Here is a 26,213-nt window from a genome sequence, read left to right as displayed (position 1 = left end):
CCTAGTTATTGAATTACCGGCACTTCTTCACTGTAGAGAGGCTCGCCTTGCATAATGCTGATTTCAACCCGTCGGTTAAGCGCGCGATTTTCATCAGAATCATTCGGTAACAAGGGTTCCGTATCCGCCATGCCTCGTACTCTTAAACGTTGATGAGAGAAGCCTCTCACTTTCTCCATCTCTTGCGCGACTGATACTGCGCGCTGAGAAGAGAGATCCCAGTTAGAACGATAAAGTTCCGAGTCTAGCGGTCGATTGTCTGTATGGCCAGATACTCGAACAATGCCTGGCACGTCTTTTACTAGCTCTGCAATCTGACGAACTAAAGGACGAAACTTAGGCTGCAAGAAGGCCGATCCTTCAGGGAATGCACCTTTTTCACGCATACGTATAACAATCTGCTGACCGAGGTTTTCAACTTCAATGGCGCCTTGCTCAATCTCTCGCTCTAAGGCTTTCTTGATGCTTTCCATCAAGGTTTCCATCTCTTGCGACATCTCTTTAGATTGCTGTTGTTGCATGTCCGCTTCGGCAGACTCATTGTTTTGAGTTGACGTTTCTGGCGATTGCCCACCCGTTAACTTGCCTTCATCACGTTTTGTGCCACCAGCTCGCTCAGACTCCCCTTCATGAAATTCGAGCGTCTGCTGAGTGATGTCCATGGTTTGCTGCATGATGACATCAATCGGAGTTGGTTCCGGCCGACCCGGTCGAAACTCTTGGGCAATAATGCTAGTACCTTTGGGAATGTCTTTCACTTCAAGCTGATTTTGCACACCGAAGGCAAATTTCATTGATCCTGCAATTTGTTTGAACTTCAGTACATCCATCTCAGAAAACGAGAGCAGAAGAACAAAGAAACACATCAGTAGCGACATCAAATCTGCAAATGTCCCCATCCATAACGGGAGGCCAGGTGGCGGACAATCGCATTTGTTATCTTCATCATCCATCACGACTCTCCAAGTTACTCGTCAATCTCAAGGGCACGTTTACCTTCATTGAGGTAGTTCTTCAAGTAACTATCGATCACTCGCGGGTTTTGGCCATCTTGAATCGCTAATACGCCATCCATGATCAAACGGCGATTTAGCGTTTCTTGGTCACGGCGAAGAGAAAGCTTATCCGCAATAGGGAAAAACACCATATTGGACAGGATCGCGCCATACAATGTGGTCAAGAGTGCAACGGCCATTGCTGGTCCAATCGCTTTAGGGTCATCCATGTTTGAAAGCATCGCAACAAGACCAACCAAGGTGCCAATCATTCCCATAGCAGGAGCAACGTCGCCAAAGGCGCGAAATACACCAGTACCTTGCGTATGTCGTTCATCCGTAAGCGCGATGTCTTTTTTGAGTGCCGCTCTCACAACGTCGGCATCATGGCCATCAACCAGTAGATCAATGCCTTTCTGCATGAATGTGTTGTTTATTTCCATCTCTTCAAGAGCAAGAAAACCACCTTTACGCGCCGCATCGGCCATTTCCACAATTTTTGCGATCAGGTCTTCGGGTTCATCCGCTTTAAACATGAAAGCTTTGCCTGCAATCTTTGTCGCACCAAAAAACTGTCCCATTGTGAACTTCATCAACACGACGAATATTGAGCCACCAACGACAATAAGGATCGACGTGACATCGACAAACATGCCGATGCTGCCACCAAGCACCATCGCCATAATGACGAATGCAAAACCACCAATCAAACCTAATAGGGTTGCTAAATCCACAAAGCACTCCTCACGCTATACTCAAATACTGCCATTGGGCGGATTATTACCTGTATCGACAACTCGCGCAGAATTTTTAGAAAAATCTTAGCTAATGGATCACAAATTACACCTAACAACCTCAACCAAAATATGGGGTTTCACCGCTTAGACTCGTTGAACGCTAATTTTGTGACAATTATATAAGGTTAAATTTGACCAAGTTACTAGGCTAAGGTAACTTTCGTGCATCTTACCCGAGGCTTGATTAAGGCAGAAAAAAGATGGCGGTCAAGAAACCAGAAAACATGACCTTTGAAGCAACCATTGAAGAGCTTGATAGCTTGGTTGATCAATTAGAAAATGGCGATCTTGCTCTAGATGATGCCCTGCGTAAGTTTGAACGAGGCATTGCCTTAGCTCGTGCAGGCCAAACTAAATTAAGCGACGCCGAACAGCGCGTGAGCATTCTTCTTAATGAAGATGATGAAGCACCACTGAGTGACTTCAAACCAGATTCAGAATAACAATCAGTAGTGAGCAATGTGATGCAACAGACATTGACGTCTTTTCAACAAAGAAACAATCAGCAATTGAATTTGTGGCTCGATCAGCTTCCATATCAAGAGCAGCCATTGATTCAAGCAATGAAATACGGCCTTTTGCTAGGTGGAAAACGCGTTCGCCCTTTTCTTGTTTACATCACAGGTCAAATGCTCGGCTGTAAACCTGAAGACTTAGACACCCCCGCCGCTGCTATCGAATGTATACATGCCTACTCACTCATTCATGATGATCTGCCAGCCATGGACGATGATGAACTGCGTCGAGGTCAACCAACTTGTCATATTAAGTTTGATGAAGCAACCGCAATACTGACAGGTGACGCACTACAAACTCTTGCCTTCACTATTATTGCTGATGGTCAATTAAGCCCGGCGGCTGAAGCTCAACGCATCAGCATGATCAAAGCCTTAGCGCATTCCTCTGGTGCCAGCGGCATGTGTGTAGGGCAAGCCTTAGATTTAGGCGCGGAAAATCGCCAAGTTTCTCTTGAAGAAATGGAAGAGATACACCGTAAAAAAACCGGAGCTCTGATTGATTGTGCGGTAAAATTAGGTGCATTAGCTGCTGGTGAGAAAGGTATCGAGGTTCTACCTCAATTGGAGCGCTACTCAAAAGCAATTGGTTTGGCGTTTCAGGTTCAAGACGATATTCTTGATATCATCAGTGACACAGAAACACTGGGTAAGCCTCAAGGTTCCGACCAAGGTCTGAATAAGAGCACTTATCCTTCCCTGCTGGGTTTAGAGGGAGCCATAGAGAAAGCTCACACTCTGTTACAGGAAGCACTTCAAGCATTGGAAGCTATCCCATACAATACTCAGTTACTCGAAGAGTTCGCCCGATATGTCATCGAGCGCAAAAATTAACACTATAAGCGCGCATTTATATGACTCTTGATATTTCAAAGTACCCAACACTGGCGTTAGCAAATACACCGGAAGAATTACGTCTTCTTCCGAAAGAAACATTACCAAATCTGTGTGATGAACTGCGAACGTATCTGCTAAATTCAGTGAGCCAATCTAGCGGACACTTAGCGTCTGGCTTAGGCACCGTAGAGCTAACTGTCGCTCTGCATTATGTTTACAACACCCCTATCGACAAATTGATTTGGGATGTTGGTCATCAGGCTTACCCGCACAAAATCCTCACCGGACGTCGCGATAAAATGCCAACAATTCGCCAAAAGGATGGTCTACACCCTTTCCCCTGGCGTGAAGAAAGTGAATATGACACGTTGTCTGTCGGTCACTCTTCGACATCTATCAGTGCAGGTCTTGGCTTGGCCATCAGCGCACAAAAAGAAGGCAAAGGCCGTAAAATTGTCAGTGTGATTGGCGATGGCGCAATTACAGCAGGCATGGCATTCGAAGCCATGAACCACGCTGGCGACGTTCATCCTGATATGTTGGTGATTTTGAACGACAACGAAATGTCGATTTCAGAAAACGTCGGCGCCCTGAATAACCACCTTGCAAAGGTACTTTCTGGTAGCTTATACACTTCTATCCGTGAAGGCGGCAAGAAAGTGCTGTCTGGTGTTCCACCTATTAAAGAGTTGGTTCGCCGTACGGAAGAGCACCTAAAAGGCATGGTAGTGCCTGGTACTCTATTCGAAGAATTCGGCTTTAATTACATTGGCCCGATTGATGGGCACGACGTCAATGAACTCGTCAAAACGCTAAAAAACATGCGTGAGCTCAAAGGTCCTCAGTTCTTACACATCATGACCAAGAAAGGCAAAGGTTATGAGCCTGCCGAGAAAGATCCTATCGGCTACCATGGTGTTCCTAAATTCGATCCAACGCATAACTGTCTACCGAAAAGCAGTGGCGGTAAGCCAACTTACTCAAAGATCTTTGGTGACTTTTTATGTGACATGGCGGCCCAAGATCCTAAGCTAATGGCAATTACGCCAGCAATGCGCGAAGGATCAGGTATGGTGCGTTTCTCAAAAGAGTACCCAGACCAATACTTTGATGTGGCGATTGCTGAGCAGCACGCGGTGACACTGGCAACAGGCATGGCAATTGCGGGCGATCATCCAATCGTTGCTATCTATTCGACTTTCTTGCAACGTGGTTATGACCAATTGATCCACGACATCGCGATCATGGACTTACCAGTGATGTTTGCGATCGACCGCGCAGGTCTCGTTGGCGCAGATGGTCAAACTCACCAAGGTGCGTTCGATTTGAGCTTTATGCGCTGTATTCCGAACATGGTGATCATGGCGCCAAGCGACGAAAACGAGTGCCGACAAATGCTTTACACTGGCCATAAGCATTCTGGCCCGAGTGCGGTTCGATACCCTCGTGGTAGCGGCATGGGCGTAGAAATCGAAACTGAGTTTACGGCGTTAGAAATCGGTAAAGGGCGCATGGTTCGCCAAGGTGAAAAAGTTGCTATTCTGAACTTTGGTACTTTCTTGGGCAACGCGCTAGAAGCGGCAGAATACCTTAACGCCACTGTTGCTGATATGCGCTTTGTGAAGCCGCTCGATGAGGCATTGATTCGTCAACTAGCCGCAGATCATGACGTGCTCGTGACGTTAGAAGAAAATGTTATCGCGGGTGGTGCTGGCGCTGGTGTCGTTGAGTTCATGATGAAAGATAAAATCATTAAACCTGTGTTGAACCTAGGTTTACCAGATGAGTTTATTCATCAGGGAACACAAGATGAACTGCATGAAGAGCTTGGTCTCGATGCAAAAGGAATTGAAAAATCCATCTTGGATTATTTAGCAAAATAGAATGTAAAAAGGGATGTTCATAGCATCCCTTTTTTACGTTCAGTGTTTAGTTCATCCAGCCCGCATATTTTGCGACTAGAAACAGGGCAACACCGGCCATAACTCCCGCCACGATATCATCAACCATAATACCCAGCCCACCGTGAACTCGCTTATCTAGCCACCCAATTGGCCAAGGTTTTACCATATCGAAAAAACGAAATAAGATGAAGCCAGTGATCAACCACTTCCATTCAGTGAGTGGAATATTCAGTGCAGGTACAATGCTCATCGTAATCCAAAAGCCTGCAAACTCATCCCATACGATTGAACCATGATCATGCACCTTCATGTCTGCAGACGTCACTTGGCATATTTGAATGCCGATCACACACGAAATCAGAACAACAATGACATACGCCGTAAATGGTAATTGTGCCAACAACAAAAAGAAAGGCACGGCCGCCAGTGTGCCCATTGTTCCAGGGATAAACGGGGATAATCCACTGCCAAAACCCGTCGCCAATAGATGCCACGGGTTCTTTAATGAAATCAGAGAAAGAGGGTTGGTCATATCCTTAAACCTATACTGCTAGTTTGGTTTCAATCGTCATGCCTGTGAGTTGCTCAATAGTAACAGGCTCTTGGCTAGAGCTTAGCTCAGATCATTTAAAGTGGTCGAAGCCACTTAAGTCCCAATCAAGTGGTTGATTGTTATCATGCAGCTCGAAGGTTCCATTTGGTCGGATTTGACCAATACATGTGACCTTACAGCCAGTATGAGATAAAGCGCTTTGTAACGAGCCTCGATTTTGCTCCGGCACGGTAAAACACAACTCGTATTCTTCGCCACTTGCTAAAGCATACTGCTGCGCGCTGATCTTATCATCTAAAAACTGGACTAATTCTGAAGAGATCGGTAGCTGAGAGACATCAATACTAACCCCAACCTGAGATCGCTGTAAAATGTGCTTAATATCAGAGATTAAACCATCTGAAATATCTATCGCCGACGAGGCTAAGCCAACAAGAGCTTGTCCAGCAAGCACACGCGGAGAACTAAGGTAATGAGCTCGCTCTAGTGCTTCCGCGCCGGCTCTGCTGCGCAGAGAGTCATCTAGAATCACATCCAAGCCAGCTTTTGCATCGCCAAGGTTTCCCGTTACGTATACCCAATCCCCAGGCTTGGCTCCGGATCGCGTGAGCGCTTTGTCTTCAGGTACAAAACCTTGCACCGTGAGTGTCAGACACAATGGCCCTTTGGTGGTATCACCGCCTATTAACTGAATACCATAGTAATCAGCCAGTTCGAAAAATGCATCACAGAAAGGAGCAAGCCATTCTTCATCTGGCTCAGGCATCGTTAATGCAAAGCTCACCCACGCAGGCGTTGCACCCATCGCCGCCAAATCACTAATGTTAGAAGCCAATGCTTTGTGTGCGACCCATGCTGGGTTCGCGTCGGCTAAGAAATGCGTTCCAGCTACCAATGTATCCGTGCTAATCGCAATCTGAACATTAGCTGGCGCTTTGACCAAAGCGCAATCATCACCAGCGGCTAGATGGACATCTTTACGTTGGCTCTGACGACCGACGAAGTACTTGTCTATCAGATTAAATTCACCAGACATAATTCACTTACTTTTTGATGTAAAAGCTTTTGATACAAAAAAGGTCAGCATGTGCTGACCTTTTCATTGAAGAAATCGTTATTTCTTACGAATGTGAGGTGCTGCTTTATCAAGTACACCATTCACAAACTTGTGGCTATCTTCTGCTGCGAAAACTTTTGCAAGTTCAATCGCTTCATTGATAACAACTTTGTAAGGAACATCTTCGCGACGAGTCATCTCGTACATAGCAAGGCGAAGAAGAGCAAGTTCCATCATATCTAAATCCTGCATAGGACGAGAGATGTATGGACGAATTTTGCTATCTAGCTCAGCGTGGCTAAGTACAACACCGCTTAATAGTTCACGGAAGTAAGCTACGTCTGTCTCTGGAGCAGCAAGCGCTGGCTCAGATGCATGAAGTTCTTCTTCATCGTATTTGTCGCCAGACAAAAACTGTTCTTCAATCTTGGCAACATTCTCTTTAGTAATTTGCCATGAGTAGATCGCCTGTAGAGCGAATTGACGTGCGTTACGACGTGCGGCTGGTTTCACACTGGCCCCCATTAGGAATCAATTTCAGATAGTACATTAATCATTTCAAGTGCGCTTAGTGCAGCCTCTGCACCTTTATTACCAGCCTTGGTTCCTGCGCGTTCAATCGCTTGATCGATCGTATCAACAGTCAAAACACCAAATGCTACTGGAATGCTGAATTCCATAGACACTTGTGCTAGACCTTTGTTCATTTCACTACAAACATAGTCAAAGTGAGGCGTTCCACCGCGAATAACAGACCCTAGAGAAACAATAGCGTCGAATTTGCCAGTTTTAGCAACACGCTGAGCTACTAGAGGTAGTTCTACGGCACCTGGACAACGCACAACCGTGATGTTGTCTTCGCTTACTTGTCCGTGACGCTTTAGTGTATCGATCGCACCAGAAAGTAGGCTTTCGTTAATAAAACTGTTGAAACGAGAAATAACGATAGCAATTTTTGCATTTGGCGCTGGGAAGCCACCCTCGATCACTTTCATAAGCTTTCCTTTAACTCTATTTATAAGTGAAATATGTTCATCAAGTGAGAATCGCCGGATTCTAGCACAAATTTGTGAGCAATATCTAATGGAAATTGGAGGCAAATCACCGGTTCCTAGCCATTGACGAGTTAAGCACGTCAAAGACTAGGAACTTATTGTTCGGTTGTTACTCGCAGACGTACTCAACAACGTTCAGACCAAAACCACCTAACGCGTGGTACTTTTTGTTGGTCGATGACAGAAGACGCATATCATGTACACCGAGATCCGCAAGAATCTGTGAACCAACGCCAACACGGCGAGACGTGCCTTGTTTTTTAGCAAGCGTTGGTGCTTCACCTTTGTCTTGCGCTTCGAACATCTTCACGCGATGAATAAGTAGATCAGTCGATTCTTCATGGCCAAGAACAACCAACACACCGCCCTCTTCACCAATGCGTTTCATTGCCTTATCTAGTGTCCAGCTGCGCTCTGCATTACGATCGCTACGTAGTAAGTCGGTAAAAACGTCTTGAAGATGTACGCGAACCAGTGGCGCTTTTTCTTTCAAATCGCCCTTGCACATTGCGTAGTGCACTTGGTTATCAATGGTGTCTTTGTAAGTGACTAACGTGAACTCACCAAACTCTGTCGGTAACTTGCACTCTGCCACACGTTCAATCGTTGTCTCAGTGTTATTGCGGTACTCAATTAGGTCGGCAATAGTGCCCAATTTAATACCGTGCTTCTCTGCAAAGATCTCTAGATCTGGGCGACGAGCCATCGTGCCGTCGTCATTTAAGATCTCAACAATCACCGATGCTGGCTCTAAACCAGCAAGACGAGCCAAATCACAGCCAGCTTCAGTGTGACCTGCGCGAGTCAGTACACCGCCGTCTTGAGCTGCGAGAGGGAAGATGTGACCAGGCTGCACCAAATCCGCAGCTTTAGCGTTTGGCGCGACTGCTGCTTGAACGGTACGTGCGCGATCTGCGGCTGAAATACCAGTCGTTACCCCTTCTGCTGCCTCAATCGAAACAGTAAAGTTGGTGGTGTATTGCGCATTATTGTCTTGCACCATTGGTGGCAGACCTAGACTTTCGCAACGATCTTTGGTCATGGTTAAACAAATCAGGCCACGGCCATAGGTTGCCATAAAGTTGATGGCTTCCGGCGTAATATGCTCGGCAGCCATGATCAAGTCACCTTCATTCTCGCGGTCTTCATCATCCATTAGGATGACCATTTTGCCTGCGCGAATATCATCAATAATTTCTTGTGGCGTACTGATTGGCATAGTCTGTTATCCCGTTATTCTAAATTTGTTATTGCGACAGCAATGAAAAATTACGTTGCAGTGAATGCTAGTTAGGTCAATAGTTTGAGCTTTGCATTAAGCAAGTCAATGAATCTCGCGGTGTTCTGTGAGTCTGCTCTTTATCGCATGCCTCACGCAGCCACTCCCAAGACTTATGCAAAACCGTTTTGCTGTAAAAAGTCCATCGTGATACGAGACTCGGCCTTATCTTCTTGTTGTCCTTGCAGTAAACGCTCCATATAACGCGCAAGTACATCAACTTCTAAGTTGACTTTGCGCCCCACTTGAAACTGGTCAATCGTAGTTTCTTCACTCGTATGAGGAACGATCGTCAGCTTAAAAGCATTTTTACGTAAGTCGTTGACGGTTAGGCTAATACCATCAACAGTAATCGAGCCTTTCTCTGCAACGTACTTGCTAATTTCCGCAGGCATTGCAACCCAAAACTCTATCGCACGGCCAACTGAATTGCGTTCGACAATTTCACCAACCCCATCGACATGGCCAGAAACGATATGTCCACCCAATCGCGTTGTTGGCAACATGGCTTTTTCTAGATTCACCTTATCGCCTACTTGGTAATCAGCAAACCCAGTTTTCTTCAAGGTTTCTAATGACAGATCAGCACTGTAATAGTGGCTTCCGAAGTCAACTACCGTTAAGCAAACACCATTGGTCGCAATGCTATCGCCTAACTTAACGTCTGACATATCAAGCGTACCCGTTTCAACCGTGACGGTGATGTCTTCGCCCTTCGGCGTAATCGCAGCTAACTTGCCAACTGCTTCTACTATTCCTGTAAACATACTATTTCTTATCTAATTTCATTACGTTTTATGGTGGCGGTGATGCGAATGTCTACCCCAACCATACGAACGTCTGTAATGTTTAAATCTATGACGTCAGCCATAGCGCTTAACCCTAAAGCACCGATAAGCCCCCGACCATCGCTGCCCATGAGTTTTGGCGCAAGGTAAACAATGAGCTCATCTACAAGATTAGCCTTTATCATCGCACTCGCTAGCGTAGCTCCAGCTTCAACCCATAAGTGATTGATGTGGTGCTCATCCGAGATACGTTTTAATGTCGTTGATAAGTCAATTTGGTCAGCGCTGTCCAATAGAGGGATACAGTCTCCATCAGAGCGAATAATAACTCGCTCTCCATCGGTGTGGAACAGCTTGAGCGCACCCGTTAAATGGTTCTGACGGTCTAAGATTACACGTACTGGTTGACGAAGTTCTTCTCGTAAATACTGCGCTTGAACACTGGTAGGTAAGTCATCCCAACGCACATTGAGTGACGCATTATCATCAATCACCGTTTTGCTGGTAGAGAGAATACCACCACTCATCGCTCGATAACGCTGCACATCTTGGCGGGCCGCAGGGGAGGTGATCCATTGGCTCTGACCATTATTGAGTGCGCTTTGCCCATCCAAACTGGCTGCCATTTTTAATTGAACAAACGGCATGCCTGTGCGCATGTACTTTATAAAACCAGGGTTAAGGGCAAGGGCATCTTGCTCTAACAAGCCGATTTGTACTTCAATTCCGGCATCACGTAACATCTGGATGCCGCGACCTGCAACTTTCGGGTTTGGGTCTACCATGGCGCAAACCACACGTGCCACTTTGGCTTTAATCAGCCCTTCGGCACATGGCGGTGTACGGCCGTAATGAGAGCAAGGTTCTAGCGTCACATAAGCGGTTGCACCAACTGCTTTTTCACCCGCCATGCGCATCGCGTGCACTTCGGCATGCGGCTCACCAGCACGATGGTGATAGCCTTCACCGACAATTTCTTCATCACGAACGATGACACACCCTACATTTGGATTAGGGGCGGTGGTATAAATGCCACGTTTCGCTAACTTAATAGCTCGTGACATCATGGCGAAATCTAAATCAGAAAACGCTCTTTCAGGAGAGTGTTGAGTCATGAGCTACTCAGTCTTCTAGGCGGGCAATCTCTTCGCCAAACTCGCGAATATCTTCAAAGCTGCGGTAAACGGAAGCGAAACGAATGTAAGCCACCTTATCGAGCTCTTTGAGCTGGTCCATGACTAAATTACCAATCATTTCACTCGGAACCTCTCGCTCACCCGTCGCACGCAGTTGTGATTTGATCATACTGATCGCTAACTCTATAGAATCGGCACTCACTGGGCGTTTCTCTAAAGCGCGTTGAATACCGCCAACCATTTTATCTTCATCAAATGGTTCACGGTTGCCATTCGATTTGATCACTTTAGGCATCACTAACTCTGCGCTTTCAAACGTAGTGAAACGCTCGCTACACGCCAAGCACTGACGGCGACGTCGAACTTGATGGCCATCAGCCACTAAGCGGGAATCAATAACTTTGGTATCGTTCTCGGAACAAAAAGGACAATGCATATCACCTCCATATCTATACCAAAATAACCTCATGAGCAATCACGGATAACCACGCGTTCATGGTTATACGGACTCTATTAAAGCTATTTGGGTATAACGCTTTCAAACCGAAATAAAAGCTCATGTAGTGTAGCGGAATTGGTATGTTAGACAAAACAAAAAGGGGCGCAAAGGCCCCTTTTTCACTCAAGATCTCGTCGAATGTGTTAACTGCGTGCTAAGTAGTTCGCTTTACCAACCCACTTGTAGCTAGTTAGCTCTTCTAAGCCCATCGGACCGCGTGCATGTAGCTTTTGTGTAGATACTGCGACTTCTGCGCCAAGGCCAAATTGCGCACCGTCTGTAAAGCGCGTTGAAGCATTCACATAAACCGCCGCCGAACCGACAGAATTGATGAACAGTTCTGAGTTTTCCAAACTATTGGTCATGATCGCATCTGAGTGGCTCGCGTTATGGACACGCATATGATCAATGGCATCTTTCACATCAGACACAACTTTTACACCAAGAGTGTAGCTCAACCATTCCGTATCAAAGTCACCTTCAACAGCATCGCGAATTTGTGTTGCTTGAGCCATCAGTGCTTTTGCCTTAGGCTCTGTCACGAAGGTCACTTTATCGTTCATGCGCTCTACGATCATTGGTAGGAATTGCGCTGCAATTTTTTCATGCACGAGCAGCGTATCTAATGAGTTACACGCAGATGGACGTTGAACTTTAGAGTTCTCAACCACATTCAGGGATTTCTCTAGATCAGCGGATTCGTCGACAAAGATATGGCTGATACCAAAGCCACCAATAATCACCGGAATCGTGCTGTTTTCTTTACACATTTTGTGTAGGCCAGCACCACCGCGTGGAATGATCATGTCGACGTAATCGTCCAACTTAAGCAATTGAGAAACAAGCTCACGATCTGGTTTTTCAATGTACTGCACAGAAGCGGCTGGAAGGTTCGCCTTTGCGAGCGCAGACTGAATAACCTTCACTAATTCCATATTCGAGAAAAATGTCTCTTTGCCACCACGTAAAATACTTGCGTTGCCGGTTTTCAAGCACAACGCTGCAATATCAATGGTTACGTTTGGACGCGCTTCATAAATTACGCCCACGACACCAAGTGGCACACGACGACGAGACAGTGACATCCCATTTTCCAGTACCTTACTGTCTATTTCGCTGCCTACAGGATCGTTCAAGCTAATGACGTTGCGAACATCATTCGCAATTGCAGTCAATCGTTCTTCATTAAGCAAAAGGCGATCGAGCAGCGCATCGGTTAAACCCGCTTCACGGCCAAGTTCGATGTCTTTAGCGTTTGCCGCCAAAATAGCAGCAGAGTTTGCTTCTAGCTCATCAGCAATGATGGCTAATGCTTGGTTCTTTTGCGCAGTTGACGCTGTCGCTAATTCGAAAGCTGCACCTTTAGCAGCTTTACCCATATTCGTTAAATCCACTTTGCTTCCCTCTAATTCTATTCCTGAATGACGACCAAATCATCGCGGTGAATCACCTCAGAGCCATAATCATGACCCAAAATAGAGATGATATCTTTACTGTGCTTACCAGTAATTTTAGTTAGGTCATCACTTGAGTAGGCGCTGATGCCACGAGCCACCAACTTACCGTGAGCGTTCGTTACACGCGCCACTTCGCCTCGTGCAAAGTCACCACTAACTTTGATGACCCCTTTAGCAAGTAGGCTACTGCCCTTGCCGACCACAGCATTGACTGCACCATCATCAATAACGATGTCGCCCGATGCCGCAGGCCCCGCTAGAATCCAGCGTTTACGGTTCTCTAAGGCTTCAGCGCAAGGTAGGAAGCGCGTGCCCTGAGGTTCAGCACTTAAAGAGTCAAAGATAACATTCGGCGCACTACCAGCAGCAATAATAACCTCTATACCTGCGCGGCGAGCGATGTCTGCGGCTTGAAGCTTCGTTGCCATACCACCAGTACCCAATGTTGTACCGCTTCCACCTGCGATTTTACGCAGCGTATCGTCGATGGTTTTTACTTCCTTGATAAGCTCTGCGTTCGGATCTTTACGAGGGTCAGCAGTAAATAGACCTTTTTGGTCCGTTAAAAGCAAGAGCTTATCTGCACCACATAAAATGCCTACCAAAGCGGAAAGGTTGTCGTTATCGCCAACTTTAATCTCGCTAGTCGCAACGGCATCATTTTCGTTTACGATAGGAACAATATCGTTCGCAACGAGCGCATTAATAGTGTCACGCGCGTTAAGGAATCGCTCGCGATCTTCTAAATCGGCACGGGTTAGTAGCATTTGGCCGATCTTGATACCATAAATACCAAACAAAGACTCCCATGTTTGAATCAAGCGACTCTGCCCCACCGCGGCAAGTAACTGCTTACTCGCCATCTCGTTGGGCAATGCGGGGTAACCAAGATGCTCACGGCCTGCTGCAATCGCACCAGACGAAACCATTACGATTGAATGGCCTTGTTTTTTAAGCTCAGCACACTGGCGTGCTAACTCAACCATGTGTGCACGGTCGAGTGCCAGAGTGCCGCCTGTCAGCACACTTGTACCCAGTTTCACAACGACAGTTTGTGGTTGTGAAACAACTGCATTTTGTTGATTCGTTGTCATGATGTCTTCTGAAGTGAAAAACAAATAAAGAGAGGATGTTTTAACAATCAAAGAGGGAATTAACAAGAGAAAAGGTGCGTTTTCGCACCTTTTTGTTTGGTATTAAATGAAAACAACCAAATTAAGCGAAATCGAAAGACTCCGTGTGATATTCGACTTCTAATTTGAAGTGTTCTTCTAAAGTATCAACCAGCTTTTGATGGAATGTGCTCTGCGTCAGATACACTTCCTCTACCGCTTTTTTAGGCAGGGCTTCAGATACCCATTGCCCTTCTTTGTTGTACTTGCCGATATGATATTTGGCAGTAAAGCCTCCTTCGATGGATTCTAAATCCATCCACCAGCCCCAAAATTCACGCTTCTCAGGCGATTTTTTGTCGTCTACACAAACAGATAGACAATCAAAATAATAGCGCCCTTCTTGCGATTGTGGTTCGCGCAGGTAAGGCCCTATCGCCTTCAACTTTGACATCAAGCGAAAGTGAGTCGGGCCCTGAGTCGTCTCTGACATATGAATCTCCGTTTTCATAGTTAAAAGTAAACACCCAAGAATGATTATTATTTTTAATTATCATGAGCTTATTTTTTGCTCAGATATATCACTCTTAACTAATTTAGGAGAATTGTCACCCTAATAATTCATCTTCTAGCCACTTTATGGCTAAATCGAGGGATTGCTCATATCCTTTTGTAATTGTTTTGGAACTGATTTTTTTCGCTCTACCATACTGGCTAAATAGAGCAACAAGTTGATTATCACTGTGTGGCGACACTGGATCGCCCTCAAGACTCAAAGCCAAAATAGGCACTTTGGTTTTTCGACTGCTCAGGAAGCCCTGAACCTTCAATGACCACGCCATCATCTGACCAGCCATGCTATTAATATCAACCGCATTTTTCCCCAAACGGGAAGCCAAAAGATCTAGGTACATCTTCGGCATCTTTTGTAACTTCTGAGGGGAAGTAAAAATATCATGTACGGGTGCGCCTAGAGCGACACAAGCTTTGATCTTTTCTTGCTCGACAAAAGAGAGTCTGATCATGGCATTACCACCAAAACGAAACCCAACTAACCCCACTTTGTGATGATCAACCCAAGGTAGCGAGTAAAGCTCATTCAATACCGCTTGATGTAGGCAACTTGAATTCTCGGTCAAGGGCCAATGAGAGCTATGCCCTACTGAAGGCATGTCCACGGTTAACATCGCAATATCTCGCGGAGCAAGACGATTACGGAACAAACGCCACATGTCGGTTTGTAGAGTATCCAAACCAGCGCTCACCATGACCACAGGCAACTGTTTATCCGTTCTTGGTAAATGGAGGTTCGCGATGATTTTGCGATTTTGGTAAGGCACTTCAATTTGCTTGATGGTGTACTTAGTTTTTTCTGCGCCGTCAGAATACGCTTTGTTTGCCAGTACTTGAGCCTGCGATGCCAAGTTGTCATTTTTTAAATGTGGGTAGCCTGCAATACTAAAACACAAAGAAGCAGTGAAGAGTTCATCCGCTGCCTCTTCTCCTTGCATTTCATTTGCTCGCTTCTGATGATCCATACCAAGCTTGATCCACTCAAATGTCCAGTTACCACTGTGATAACCCATTACAGTGTCTAACCAATCATCATTGGTTCGCGAGTGAGAAGATGAAGCAATTTTGGACAGTACGCCTTCCATTTCGATCGGAGACAATCCTTGCCAAGCCCATTGCAAGCGACGCAAATGACGATACCAAGCACGATCACCCTGCGCTTCTCGTTCATCAAGTATTTTTTTACTGGTCGGCATGTACTGGGTAAGTGCGGAGGTTTCTTTTGCTTGCTTATGTTTCACGAACAAAGTTTCGGAAAGATTTTTACTGACGTCTTCAGACATAGGAAGAACCCTAGGCTATTAGCATGATTTAATATCATAATAAAAAAAATGCCCCTATAAAGGGGCATTTCTCAATATTCTTTAACCGCGCTTATTTTTGCTTGCGGTTTACTGGCTCAGCATACTGGATTGACATATCCCAAGGCTGCTCGATCCAAGTGTCTTGAGCAATATCTACAACGTAATCATCCAGCAGCTCTTTGCCTGATGGTTTCGCACACACAGCGATCATTTTCGCTTTTGGGTACATCTCACGTAGTTTGCGCGCTGTATCACCACTGTCTACTAGGTCTTCAACGATTAGGTAACCTTCGCCATCACCTTCAGGTGCTTTTAGTACCGTCATGTCGCGCTGATGATCATGGTCGTAGCTTGAAATACAGATTGTATCAACGTAACGAATACCCAGTTCACGAGCCAAAATAGCGCCAGGAACCAAACCGCCGCGGCTTACCGCCCAAATTCCTTTCCATTGCTCAGCTGGCATTTGTTTTTCAGCCAGTTCACGGCAGTAAGTCTGCATTGCATCCCAAGTGATAATGAATTTTTTACTCATTGTAATAACCTAATAATTTGAAAATATGCATCCTCAAAATCTAGCGAAGTCACTCAAAAGCGGAATGCTCACTAACTTCTCCAAAATGTTTGGAGACGAGGATTTCAAGCTGCGCAAACGATTATTCTACCGAAACACACCGCTAATACCAACGGTGATATCAAAATTCTCTGCCTATTCCGCAGAAAAACCGTCTTCTGTGAACAACGTAAAAAAAGAAAAAGCCAGCGTGAATAAATCCACACTGGCTTTTTGCTCGAGAAATTAACCGACGAGGTATTTAACGATGAAGATGGCTGACATCACCCATACACTCATCGACACTTCACGGCCCTTGCCGCTAAATAATTTGATCGCCGCGTATGCGATAAAGCCTAACGTGATACCTTCTGCAATCGAGAATGTTAGCGGCATCACCAAACAAGTCACAACAACTGGCGACGCTTCAGTTAAGTCACGCCAATCAATGCTTACTAGCCCAGACAGCATCAAGATCGCCACATAGAATAGCGCACCTGACGTTGCATAAGCAGGGATCATACCCGCAAGTGGTGAGAACAATAGAGCAAGTAGGAAGAGTACACCAACAACCACAGCTGTTAGACCAGTACGCCCACCCGCAGCCACACCAGAAACGCTTTCAATATAAGATGTCGTGTTAGAGGTACCAAGTAATGCACCTACTGACGTTGCTGTTGAGTCTGCAAGTAACGCTTTGTTTAAACGAGGGATGTTGCCATTCTCATCAGTTAGACCTGCTTTTTGAGAAACGCCAACGAGCGTACCTGCGGTGTCAAATAAATCGACAAATAGGAAAGCAAATACGACGGAAATCATGCCTACTTCAAACAAACCAGAGAAATCCAGTTGCATGAAAGTTGGCGCAATGCTTGGTGGCGTTGACATAATACCGCCCCACTGCACATCACCAAATAGAAGACCAAGCGCTGTAACGCCAAGAATGGCGATCATCACCGCACCTTTCACACCACGGTGAACCAGTGCAATCGTAAGAAAGAAGCCAATCGCGGCCAATACAGATGGCAATGATGTGATCTCTCCCATAGAAACTAATGTCGCTGGGTTATCAACGACGATACCTGCATTTTTTAATGCGATAAACGCTAAGAAAAGACCAATACCAGCTGAAATACCTGTTCGTAGAGAATGCGGGATCGAGTTAATAATCCACTCACGGATCTTAAATACGCTTAAAAGAATGAACAGAAGGCCAGAAACAAATACAGCCGCCAACGCAACTTGCCACGTATAACCCATTCCCAATACAACAGAGTAAGTGAAAAATGCGTTCAGGCCCATTCCTGGTGCCTGTGCGATTGGGTAATTGGCAACAAATCCCATAATAAAACAGCCGATTGCGGCAGCAAGACAAGTCGCGACAAAAATGGCGCCACGGTCCATACCGGTGTCCGACAGGATCGCTGGGTTTACAAAAATAATGTAAGCCATAGTTAGGAAGGTCGTAACACCTGCAATGATCTCAGTGCGCACATTTGTGCCATTTTCACTGAGTTTAAAAAGCCTCTCGAGCATGATCGAATCCTGTAAAGGTAAAAAGTAAACGGTTGCGTAATCGATTGGCGGGAATTATAAAGTTATCAAATAGCAAATTCTAGATAGAATCTTCACTCTAATGCGTTTTTTTTCTTTGGATATGAAACACATTCTCTAACCCATCAAAGCAAGTAAAGAAATATATTCTTATAAAACAATAGGTAACCCAGATAAGACAGTTCCCTAAAAGAGAATGAAAACTGAGCAATGTACTAAACTTTCAGATGAAAAAGGCCCATTTTAAACATGGTATCTAACAGATTTGATGGAAAAGTCGATAAAACCGAAGAATGGGGAATAGAAGAAGGCTTTGATGGCAATAAGTGAGTCAGGAAGAGAAAATAGAGATAAAAAAACGCCACCCAATTTGGGTGGCGGTGAATCATGTCAGCACTATCACTGAAAAAAAATTCCAATTTATAGGGGTGAACAAACTGTTCGAGTCACATGCGTTGACTTCACTTAGTAGCCAAAGCTTGTTGGGTATACAAAGTTACCGGTGTAAACAGACTTGCTATTCCAGAACATTGTACTTGGTAAACCTTTCATAACTATCACCTTTTAAATCAATTAAACATTCGTTGATTTCTCGGTTCCTTGGAGGCGATAAAACGGACTCATCCTTTGAGCATTTCATTCTTCTCTCAGAAGCTGGTTACAAATATACCACCAAGAAATTTAATTACAAGCATTTTGGTGATTAAAATCACAAAAAATACATAAATTGACCTTTATCAAAGTTTATATGTAATTAAATTACAATTTTATGAATTAAAAAATAAAGCCACTTTCAGAATGTATGATAGAGAACACATAGTGCTTGTTATTGTATTCACAAACTGTGACAGTTCTGAGAGAAATCCTTGTGATCGCGACTACTCGTACTCCTTATCTGGTGGTATGCTAACGGCAATTTGAAGGCCAAATCGTCTAGCATTTAATGCTACCTTGACAATATTTTTACGGTATATATTTGGCAAAGCACATCAAAAGGAGTCCTCCGTGTCTGAGTTCCATTCTGAGATCAGTACCTTATCACCTGCTCCACTTTGGCAGTTTTTCGATAAGATTTGTTCTATCCCTCATCCATCGAAACATGAAGAAGCATTAGCACAGTACATTATCAACTGGGCAACAGAGCAAGGCTTTGACGTTCGCCGTGATCCAACCGGTAACGTGTTCATCAAAAAGCCCGCGACACCAGGAATGGAAAATAAGAAGGCTGTTGTACTTCAAGCACACATCGACATGGTGCCGCAGAAAAACGAAGACACTGAACACGACTTCACCAAAGATCCAATCCAACCTTACATAGATGGCGAATGGGTAACTGCGAAAGGCACAACGCTTGGTGCAGATAACGGTATTGGTATGGCTTCTTGCCTTGCTGTATTGGCATCTAAAGATATTAAGCACGGTCCACTCGAAGTTCTGCTGACGATTGATGAAGAAGCAGGCATGACTGGCGCATTTGGCCTTGAAGCTGGTTGGTTAGAGGGTGAGATTCTTCTAAATACAGACTCTGAGCAAGAAGGCGAAGTCTACATGGGTTGTGCAGGTGGCGTTGATGGCACCATGACTTTCGATATTTCTCGAGAATCAACGCCTGCAGGTTTTGTAACACGCCAACTGACGCTGAAAGGCCTAAAAGGTGGTCACTCAGGTTGTGACATTCACACAGGTCGCGGTAATGCCAACAAATTACTTGGTCGTTTCCTTGCCGGTCATGCTCAAGAGCTTGATTTACGTTTAGTCGAATTCCGTGGTGGTAGCTTACGTAATGCAATCCCTCGCGAAGCGTTTGTTACTGTCGCGCTTCCTGTCGAAAACCAAGACAAGCTTGCTGAGCTGTTCAACCACTACACTGAGCTGCTTAAAACTGAATTGGGTAAAATCGAAACAGGTATCGTAACCTTTAATGAAGTGATCACGACTGACGCGCAAGTATTTTCAATCGCCGATCAGCAACGATTCATCGCGGCACTTAACGCTTGTCCAAACGGCGTACTCCGTATGAGTGATGAGGTGGAAGGCGTTGTTGAAACTTCTCTAAACGTTGGTGTGATCAGCACAGAAGAAAATAAAGTCACCGTGCTTTGCTTGATTCGTTCTCTCATTGACTCTGGCCGTAGCCAAGTGGAAAGCATGCTGCGCTCGATTACTGAGCTAGCAGGCGCACAAATTCAGTTCTCAGGCGCTTACCCTGGCTGGAAGCCAGATGCAGATTCCGAGATCATGGCAATTTTCCGTGATATGTATGAAGGCATTTACGGTCATAAGCCGAACATCATGGTCATCCATGCTGGTCTTGAGTGTGGCCTATTTAAAGAACCATACCCACACATGGATATGGTTTCTTTCGGTCCAACAATAAAATTCCCTCACTCTCCAGATGAGAAAGTGAAGATTGATACTGTTCAGTTGTACTGGGATCAGATGGTCGCGCTTTTAGAAGCGATTCCAGAGAAAGCATAATTCAATCACGAAAAACGACAAAGGGTGCCATACGGCACCCTTTTTTTGGTTTAGTTGAACCCAACTACACACGGTTTTGCGCGTAAGCGGCTAATTCATCCATAGAGGTTTGTGCAACAACTTCACCATCAATGTAGTAAGTGACAAACTCACCATCGCGTACACCCATGAGTGTCGCCTTTTCACCGTTACTGTAAGTAATATCCATTTGAACAGTGTTCTCATCGATTTGCTGCATTCGCCCCTGCTCAATGACACGGTTATCCGCTAATGGTGCGATTGGTGCCGTCGTTAACGACTTATCTAACTGGTGATTGACATCAATGTAAGTATCTACCTTTGTATCGAAGATATGTGGCTTACCATTTAACGGGTTCTTACCCGTCCAAAATTCTAGAGAGTTAAACACGATATAATCCGCTGCGATCGCGACACCATAAACAGGCGCTAAAAGCATATTTAGGCCACCTCGAGCGTAACGGTTGTCAACAGCTTTCAAGTTAAATCCCATGACATAACCTGTCACGGCATTACTACCTACGCAACCTGAAAGTGAAACTGCTACCGCAGTCAATGCACCAATTTTAGCAATTGCCTTTTTCATCAAAACCTCTAGTTAGAAAGTGTGAAACCTCAAATTCGGCGCGGATATTATCGGATAAAAAGTAGGGTTAAAAGTCCGTTTTTTTGTCCTCCATGAACAGTATTATTTTTAATACAGTCACATTTTTTAAGGCTATTATTGCGCACTCTTCTCTATGTCTTGTTATGTATTAAACTGATAGAAAAGATCATATTGAAAACAAAAACTTCACACATACCAAAATTTCACGCATGACGATTAAAGTAATTTGTCGTGTCCTTAATGAGAATGATTAGTGCGATTTTGCAGCAATTGTTACATTGCTGATGACGCATTTGACAGAGATGGTTTATGGCCAGAAGTAAAAAAAGCAAAGTGTTTGAGCTCTTAGGACATCAAATACAACCAGGGCAACGATTAGAGATCGAATTTGAAGCAGCGAAGCTATATACACATTCGCCTTTATCTATTCCTGTGGAAATCATCCATGGGAAACAAGAAGGACCAGTGTTAATGGTGAATGCTGCTATCCATGGTGATGAGCTTAATGGCGTAGAAATCGTTCGTCAGATCATTAACCAACTGGATCCACAAAAACTGAAAGGCACTGTCATTGCAGTACCTATCGTTAACGTTTTTGGTTTCATCCATAAATCTCGTTACTTGCCCGACCGACGAGATCTCAACCGTTGCTTTCCTGGCAGTGAAAAAGGCGCACTTGCATCTCGTATGGCACACGGGTTCTTTAACAACATTGCCAAGCGTTGTGACTACATTTTGGATCTACACACAGGGGCCATTCATCGCACGAACTTGCCACAGATTCGCGCAAACTTAAGCAACCCAGAAACTCTGCGTATTGCTCAAGCATTTGCAACGCCAGTGATTGTTGATTCAGCATTGCGTGATGGCTCTTTACGCAGTGAAGCAGAAAAATGTGATATTCCAGTGCTCACCTACGAGGCTGGCGAAGCATTGCGCTTTGATCCACTTTCGATCAGCGCTGGTGTGTTCGGGGTTCGGCGCGTAATGCAAGCCATTGGTATGTTGCGTGCGAGCAGGAAAAAGCTGCCTGAGCCTATCATAGCGAAGTCCACCAGCTGGGTTCGCGCGTCAGGTAACGGCATTTTGCGTACTGTCGTTAATCTGGGAGACAAAGTAGAACAGGGGGAAACACTCGCTTATATTAGCTCTCCTCTTGGTCATGATGAGATAGAACTAAAAGCCCCGAAGCGTGGTTTGGTTATCGGTCAACAAACATTACCATTGGTGAACGAAGGCGATGCAATTTTCCACCTTGCCTATTTTAACCAAGGTGATAATGCTTTAGAGCAAGCAGTCGAAAGCTATATTGAAGGCCTCACTGAATTCGATGCCGAGCCGCTGACAACCGGACAGATACCGTTAGAAACTCAGTAATTCCTATCAAGTAGGCGCCTGATTAGCTCAAAAGGAGCAACAGTGCTCGCACTATCTTGTTTAAAGCCAATAAGCTCAGCGTCCATGATGCTGGGCTTTTTGTTTTATGTACGCTAACGATACTTATCGTAGTTTCCACGAATGGATAAAAAACTTTACAATCCGTCGCAAAAACACATTTGATAATTAATCTCATTATCATTTATTAATCGTAATAATGTTCTTATAATCCCAGCTTCATAAAAACACTATAAATCATCAATATGAAACGATTAAAAAGTCATCCATTCAAAGTAAATCTCATTTCACTGGCTTTGCTCTTCCCTCTTTATTCATATGCCGAGACAGCGCCAAATGAAGAGCTTGAAGTCATAGGCGTTCGTTATGCCAAACCTATTACCATTGCTGAGCCTGCGCAAACCACCATTAATTGGTCAGAGATTGAAGAGCAACAGTACTCTAATTTTGCCTCAATGATCGATGCCGTTCCCGGTGCATCAATAGATGGTGGCGGTCGTTCTGGTGGCGAACGTATTAACATTCGTGGTTTTGATGATCCAAGCGATATCGCCGTCTTTGTCGATGGCGCTCCAATTGGCTTTCAACAATACCGCTACGGTACCTTCTTTTTTGATCCGTTCTTAATTGGCGAAGCAGAAATTATCAAGGGCGCGCACGACTATCGAGCACTCAACGGGAAGTTTGGTGGCTCCATTCGCATTAAAACCAAAAGTGTCGATGATCTCCTTTACGGCGACAGAAACTTTGGTGCTCGCATCTCAAGTGCATACAACACTAACGGTGATGAGAACGCCTACACGCTAACACTCTATGGTAAAAACGATACTGGTTTTTATTTTCTAGCGAATGGCTCGGTAAAAGATTCTGATGACATTAAAGTCGGAGGTGGTGAAACGTTGGATTACTCAGGTTATGAGCAAGAAAACATGCTCGTAAAGGTCGGTTATGAAAACAACGATCACGAGTTTGAAATTAGCCACACTCGCTACAAAGATGAAGGTCGTAAACCTTGGGCTAACCGCCGCGGAAAAATGCCTAACATCACCGAATACAATATCAAGAAATAAGGCTCATTAGAAAAAGCCCAATACGCTTACACCGTCGATAACAAATACACGGACAACACCACAACCATCTCTTACCACTACATGCCGACTAACCCGTATATTGATTTCAATATCAAAATGGCACGTTCCGAAAACGATCGTCATTGGGTTCGCCCTGACGTAGCATTCGAGAAAATGTTCGTTTCTGTTGGCAGTTACGGTCATGAGTCATGGCTGAGTTACGAGCGTGACTACGTTGATGTGTTTAACCAAGCACAATTCGGAGACCACACTCTAGTCACTGGGCTTCAATATCAAAAAACCGATAGAGACTCGTTAGTATTCAACGCATCATACGACAGTAATGAAGCGAAAAACTACGGTTGGTACACCCCTTACTACGAACCATCTGGCACGCAGTCAATTTATGCCGCTTACATTGCTGATCACTATCAAGCAACAGACCGCCTAACAATCACACCTTCTCTGCGTTACGAATACATCAAGAGTGAAGGAAAAGGGAACGCAGCGCCGGATTATAATGATCCAGCTGCCGGACATGACTATGGTGAAACGACGCATAAAGGCTTTAGCCCACGTTTGGATATCGACTTTGATGCGAGCAATAATACGCGTTTAAACGCCTCCTACGCCTACGCTTTAAAAGCACCAACCGTTGATAACATCTACTCAGTGCAATATGCGCGAGCTACCGCTACGGCTACTGCTTTGAATCTGGACGTGTCTCGTATCCATGCTTATCAAGCAAGCGTTATCAACTTAACGGAAGGGCTGGTGAACTCTCGCGATAACCTCGCAACAGAGTTAACTATGTTCTATAACGATGTTAGCGACACAGTTGATATACGAACGGGCGAAAACCTCGACAAAAATACTACTGAGTTACAAAGCTGGAATACAAACCTAGATGGCTTTAAAAACTATGGCTTTGAGCTAATTTCACAATACCGGATTGAAGATTTCTACAGTAATTTCTCAGCAAGTTACATTCGCGGCAAAAACAAAGGTAGCCTATCTGACTCTACAGGTTCAGATGATGATCATCCTGATGTACCGCCATTAAACATTAATCTGGGTTTAGGTTACGAATGGATTCCTGGTTTACGTACGGGCTGGGAAGTCCGTTGGTATGATGCGCAAACCAAAACCAAGGCAAGCGGTAATAATTTAAAAGTGAAATCGCCAAGTGAGCAATACACGCTACAAAACGCTTACGTGGTTTGGGAAATACAACAAGTCGAAGGCTTGAGCGTTGGCGCGGTTGTGAAAAACTTAACCGATCGTTACTACGAAGCATACCTATCTAATGGCGTGCCTTCGCCTGGTCGCGAAGTCAAACTGCACCTCACTTATCAATACTAACCATACCTAAAAGATGCAGGGCAGACATTAACTGCCCTGTTATATCGTATCCAATGGCCATAATTGCACGCCGTTTTATTTATCAGTATTATCATTTCCTTTTGCTTGCATACACATTATGAACAATCTAAAAACACGGCTTCTTCTGATTTGCTTCTTCCCTCTAGGTAGCCTAGCGCAAGCTTCTGAGAACATTGCAGACTACTTACAAGAACAAAGCAAGCACCAAGTTTCAGAAGATTTTTACGCACAGCCAACAGCAAATAACCTGAATCTAGATGCAAAAACTAACTCTTTAACTTGGCACGAAGATGGTAAGCCGGATCACTGTCGTTACGCCAAGCAGCCCAAAGACGTCGCAACACATTTCGACTACGGTGAAGCAAACGATCTATCTGACGGCTTACAACACTTTGATTTACCAGAGAGACATTCTGCAAAGGTCAAATCGACACATCGCACTTATGCTAATAACCCTCACCTTCTTCCTGGCAATAAACAATTTGCAGCCCCTGAAGACGGCACGTTTAGCTTGTCCGTATCGTCGGATTGTTTTTAGCCGATATAAATAAAAAATGCCCTGAGACAAAACTCAGGGCATTTTCACTATTTGTTTGATGGGTAACGTCACCATCTCACCGATTTAAACTTATTCTTCGTCAGTGTCTACTTCGGTTTCACGTGCTTTGCGGGCTTCTTCTTTACGAACTTTTGCCGCTAGTTGTTCTGCTTCACGCTCTTGACGTTGCGCTGCTTTACGCTCGTTACGAACCACTTGGTTTTGGATAAATCCAGCCAGTTCTTGTTCAGCCCAAGCTTGTGCTTTCTCTTCGCTGTCAAAGCCTGTTTCACGCTTTGATACTACAGTCTTACGAGATGTCACTTGGCGAGTGATTTCTGCGCTCCAGCCGTTACGTTTTTCAGTGACGCGGATAGCAAATTTTGGATTCTTAGACATTTCTTTCATTTCCTAAGGGATTTAGGGATCAATCAGGGATTCGGTCAACTTGATAACTCCATCTAAGCTGAGCTGTTTAACACCATCCCTTGGTAAGCGCGGTATTAGAGCATAAAAGTAATCTAAACGCTGCAAGTTTTTTACGCGAGATAATAGATGATAAAGAAGAGGCAGAACAAAGCAACGTTTCGCCAAGTCACTAGAAAGAGCGACGAAGAAAAAAGAGTGATATGACCCGTCCTGATATGGGTTGACACTTTTTAACTAAAACGCTCGATGTACTTCATCGGGCGTTTTGTATTGTAAAGCCGTATGAGGCCTCATTTGATTATAGATATCTACGGACTCTGCTACCAT

25 protein-coding genes and 1 pseudogene are annotated in these 26,213 nt (G+C 44.8%); 7 read left to right on the top strand and 19 right to left on the bottom strand.

Annotated elements, in window-relative coordinates:
* Positions 1-5: 5 nt before the first annotated feature.
* Together L3V37_RS18430 and pomA are read right to left on the bottom strand one after the other, a co-directional pair.
* Positions 6-953: a flagellar motor protein MotB gene (locus L3V37_RS18430; RefSeq protein ID WP_017820608.1), complete on the bottom strand. Its 948-nt coding sequence runs from the start codon at positions 951-953 to the stop codon at positions 6-8.
* A 14-nt stretch (positions 954-967) separates the two neighbouring features.
* Positions 968-1,729: a flagellar motor protein PomA gene (gene pomA, locus L3V37_RS18425; RefSeq protein WP_005381564.1), complete on the bottom strand. Its 762-nt coding sequence runs from the start codon at positions 1,727-1,729 to the stop codon at positions 968-970.
* A gap of 263 nt (positions 1,730-1,992) precedes the next feature.
* Here pomA and xseB point away from each other — a divergent pair, with 263 nt between their 5' ends.
* From xseB to dxs, 3 genes are read left to right on the top strand one after another with little or no spacing between them, the layout of a single operon-like run.
* Positions 1,993-2,235: an exodeoxyribonuclease VII small subunit gene (xseB, locus tag L3V37_RS18420; RefSeq protein WP_017635682.1), complete on the top strand. Its 243-nt coding sequence runs from the start codon at positions 1,993-1,995 to the stop codon at positions 2,233-2,235.
* Between the two features lie 21 nt (positions 2,236-2,256).
* Positions 2,257-3,141, top strand: coding sequence for a (2E,6E)-farnesyl diphosphate synthase (gene ispA, locus L3V37_RS18415; protein ID WP_017635683.1), 885 nt, complete (start codon positions 2,257-2,259; stop codon positions 3,139-3,141).
* Positions 3,142-3,161: 20 nt separating this feature from the next.
* Positions 3,162-5,027: a 1-deoxy-D-xylulose-5-phosphate synthase gene (gene dxs, locus L3V37_RS18410; RefSeq protein WP_206958413.1), complete on the top strand. Its 1,866-nt coding sequence runs from the start codon at positions 3,162-3,164 to the stop codon at positions 5,025-5,027.
* Positions 5,028-5,073: 46 nt separating this feature from the next.
* Here dxs and pgpA read toward each other — a convergent pair whose 3' ends face one another.
* From pgpA to L3V37_RS18340, 14 genes are all read right to left on the bottom strand, one after another.
* Positions 5,074-5,580 carry a phosphatidylglycerophosphatase A gene (gene pgpA, locus L3V37_RS18405; protein ID WP_031780838.1) on the bottom strand — a complete coding sequence of 169 codons (507 nt, stop codon included), beginning with the start codon at positions 5,578-5,580 and terminating at the stop codon, positions 5,074-5,076.
* 91 nt (positions 5,581-5,671) lie between these two features.
* Positions 5,672-6,637, bottom strand: coding sequence for a thiamine-phosphate kinase (gene thiL, locus L3V37_RS18400; RefSeq protein ID WP_005381570.1), 966 nt, complete (start codon positions 6,635-6,637; stop codon positions 5,672-5,674).
* A 78-nt stretch (positions 6,638-6,715) separates the two neighbouring features.
* Complete coding sequence (gene nusB, locus L3V37_RS18395) at positions 6,716-7,183, bottom strand: transcription antitermination factor NusB (RefSeq protein WP_005381571.1); 468 nt, start codon at positions 7,181-7,183, stop codon at positions 6,716-6,718.
* Entirely contained in the window at positions 7,183-7,653 is a 471-nt protein-coding gene (gene ribE / locus L3V37_RS18390; protein WP_005381572.1) for a 6,7-dimethyl-8-ribityllumazine synthase, read from the bottom strand. Before ribE ends, nusB begins: the two co-directional genes overlap by 1 nt.
* A gap of 169 nt (positions 7,654-7,822) precedes the next feature.
* On the bottom strand, positions 7,823-8,932 hold the full coding sequence (gene ribBA, locus L3V37_RS18385) for a bifunctional 3,4-dihydroxy-2-butanone-4-phosphate synthase/GTP cyclohydrolase II (RefSeq protein WP_005381573.1): 1,110 nt from the start codon (positions 8,930-8,932) through the stop codon (positions 7,823-7,825).
* 173 nt (positions 8,933-9,105) lie between these two features.
* Entirely contained in the window at positions 9,106-9,759 is a 654-nt protein-coding gene (locus L3V37_RS18380; RefSeq protein ID WP_005383626.1) for a riboflavin synthase, read from the bottom strand.
* 8 nt (positions 9,760-9,767) lie between these two features.
* Positions 9,768-10,895, bottom strand: coding sequence for a bifunctional diaminohydroxyphosphoribosylaminopyrimidine deaminase/5-amino-6-(5-phosphoribosylamino)uracil reductase RibD (gene ribD / locus L3V37_RS18375; RefSeq protein WP_005383627.1), 1,128 nt, complete (start codon positions 10,893-10,895; stop codon positions 9,768-9,770).
* Between the two features lie 7 nt (positions 10,896-10,902).
* Complete coding sequence (gene nrdR / locus L3V37_RS18370; protein ID WP_005381578.1) at positions 10,903-11,352, bottom strand: transcriptional regulator NrdR; 450 nt, start codon at positions 11,350-11,352, stop codon at positions 10,903-10,905.
* A 206-nt stretch (positions 11,353-11,558) separates the two neighbouring features.
* On the bottom strand, positions 11,559-12,809 hold the full coding sequence (locus L3V37_RS18365; protein WP_237306739.1) for a glutamate-5-semialdehyde dehydrogenase: 1,251 nt from the start codon (positions 12,807-12,809) through the stop codon (positions 11,559-11,561).
* A gap of 17 nt (positions 12,810-12,826) precedes the next feature.
* Positions 12,827-13,966: a glutamate 5-kinase gene (gene proB, locus L3V37_RS18360; protein WP_005383771.1), complete on the bottom strand. Its 1,140-nt coding sequence runs from the start codon at positions 13,964-13,966 to the stop codon at positions 12,827-12,829.
* A gap of 121 nt (positions 13,967-14,087) precedes the next feature.
* Positions 14,088-14,477, bottom strand: coding sequence for a sigma factor-binding protein Crl (crl, locus tag L3V37_RS18355; protein WP_005391414.1), 390 nt, complete (start codon positions 14,475-14,477; stop codon positions 14,088-14,090).
* A gap of 115 nt (positions 14,478-14,592) precedes the next feature.
* A complete protein-coding gene (gene frsA, locus L3V37_RS18350) occupies positions 14,593-15,840 on the bottom strand; it encodes an esterase FrsA (RefSeq protein WP_005381586.1) in 1,248 nt (415 codons plus the stop codon).
* A 91-nt stretch (positions 15,841-15,931) separates the two neighbouring features.
* A complete protein-coding gene (gene tet(34), locus L3V37_RS18345) occupies positions 15,932-16,396 on the bottom strand; it encodes an oxytetracycline resistance phosphoribosyltransferase domain-containing protein Tet(34) (RefSeq protein WP_005381590.1) in 465 nt (154 codons plus the stop codon).
* Positions 16,397-16,660: 264 nt separating this feature from the next.
* Positions 16,661-17,950: an NCS2 family permease gene (locus L3V37_RS18340; RefSeq protein WP_005381592.1), complete on the bottom strand. Its 1,290-nt coding sequence runs from the start codon at positions 17,948-17,950 to the stop codon at positions 16,661-16,663.
* Positions 17,951-18,973: 1,023 nt separating this feature from the next.
* On the opposite strand from L3V37_RS18340, the gene L3V37_RS18335 reads away from it, so the two are divergent.
* On the top strand, positions 18,974-20,446 hold the full coding sequence (locus L3V37_RS18335; RefSeq protein WP_237306738.1) for an aminoacyl-histidine dipeptidase: 1,473 nt from the start codon (positions 18,974-18,976) through the stop codon (positions 20,444-20,446).
* Between the two features lie 64 nt (positions 20,447-20,510).
* Here L3V37_RS18335 and L3V37_RS18330 read toward each other — a convergent pair whose 3' ends face one another.
* Positions 20,511-21,050, bottom strand: a complete 540-nt coding sequence (locus L3V37_RS18330) for a DUF3332 domain-containing protein (protein ID WP_005383765.1) — start codon at positions 21,048-21,050, stop codon at positions 20,511-20,513.
* A 330-nt stretch (positions 21,051-21,380) separates the two neighbouring features.
* On the opposite strand from L3V37_RS18330, the gene L3V37_RS18325 reads away from it, so the two are divergent.
* The 3 genes and pseudogenes from L3V37_RS18325 to L3V37_RS18310 all read left to right on the top strand — a co-directional run bounded on the left by L3V37_RS18325 (position 21,381) and on the right by L3V37_RS18310 (position 25,457).
* Positions 21,381-22,448 (top strand): succinylglutamate desuccinylase/aspartoacylase family protein, encoded by a 1,068-nt coding sequence (locus L3V37_RS18325; protein WP_054576939.1) that lies wholly within the window; start codon positions 21,381-21,383, stop codon positions 22,446-22,448.
* Positions 22,449-22,711: 263 nt separating this feature from the next.
* Positions 22,712-24,898: pseudogene (locus tag L3V37_RS24255) on the top strand (TonB-dependent receptor).
* A 118-nt stretch (positions 24,899-25,016) separates the two neighbouring features.
* Positions 25,017-25,457, top strand: coding sequence for a DNA-directed RNA polymerase subunit beta (locus L3V37_RS18310; protein WP_213967778.1), 441 nt, complete (start codon positions 25,017-25,019; stop codon positions 25,455-25,457).
* A gap of 90 nt (positions 25,458-25,547) precedes the next feature.
* Here the strand turns inward: L3V37_RS18310 and L3V37_RS18305 are convergent, their stop codons facing one another.
* Together L3V37_RS18305 and L3V37_RS18300 are read right to left on the bottom strand one after the other, a co-directional pair.
* Complete coding sequence (locus tag L3V37_RS18305; protein ID WP_025998700.1) at positions 25,548-25,856, bottom strand: DUF3622 domain-containing protein; 309 nt, start codon at positions 25,854-25,856, stop codon at positions 25,548-25,550.
* A 264-nt stretch (positions 25,857-26,120) separates the two neighbouring features.
* Positions 26,121-26,213: integrase core domain-containing protein (locus L3V37_RS18300; protein WP_237306775.1), on the bottom strand; the 93-nt coding region annotated here is incomplete at its 5' end.

This window comes from Vibrio sp. D54 (assembly GCF_021728075.1).
GTDB classification, from domain to species: domain Bacteria; phylum Pseudomonadota; class Gammaproteobacteria; order Enterobacterales; family Vibrionaceae; genus Vibrio; species Vibrio alginolyticus.
The sequence above is the reverse complement of the archived record's forward strand: the minus strand, read 5'-3'. Positions and strand labels throughout refer to the sequence as shown.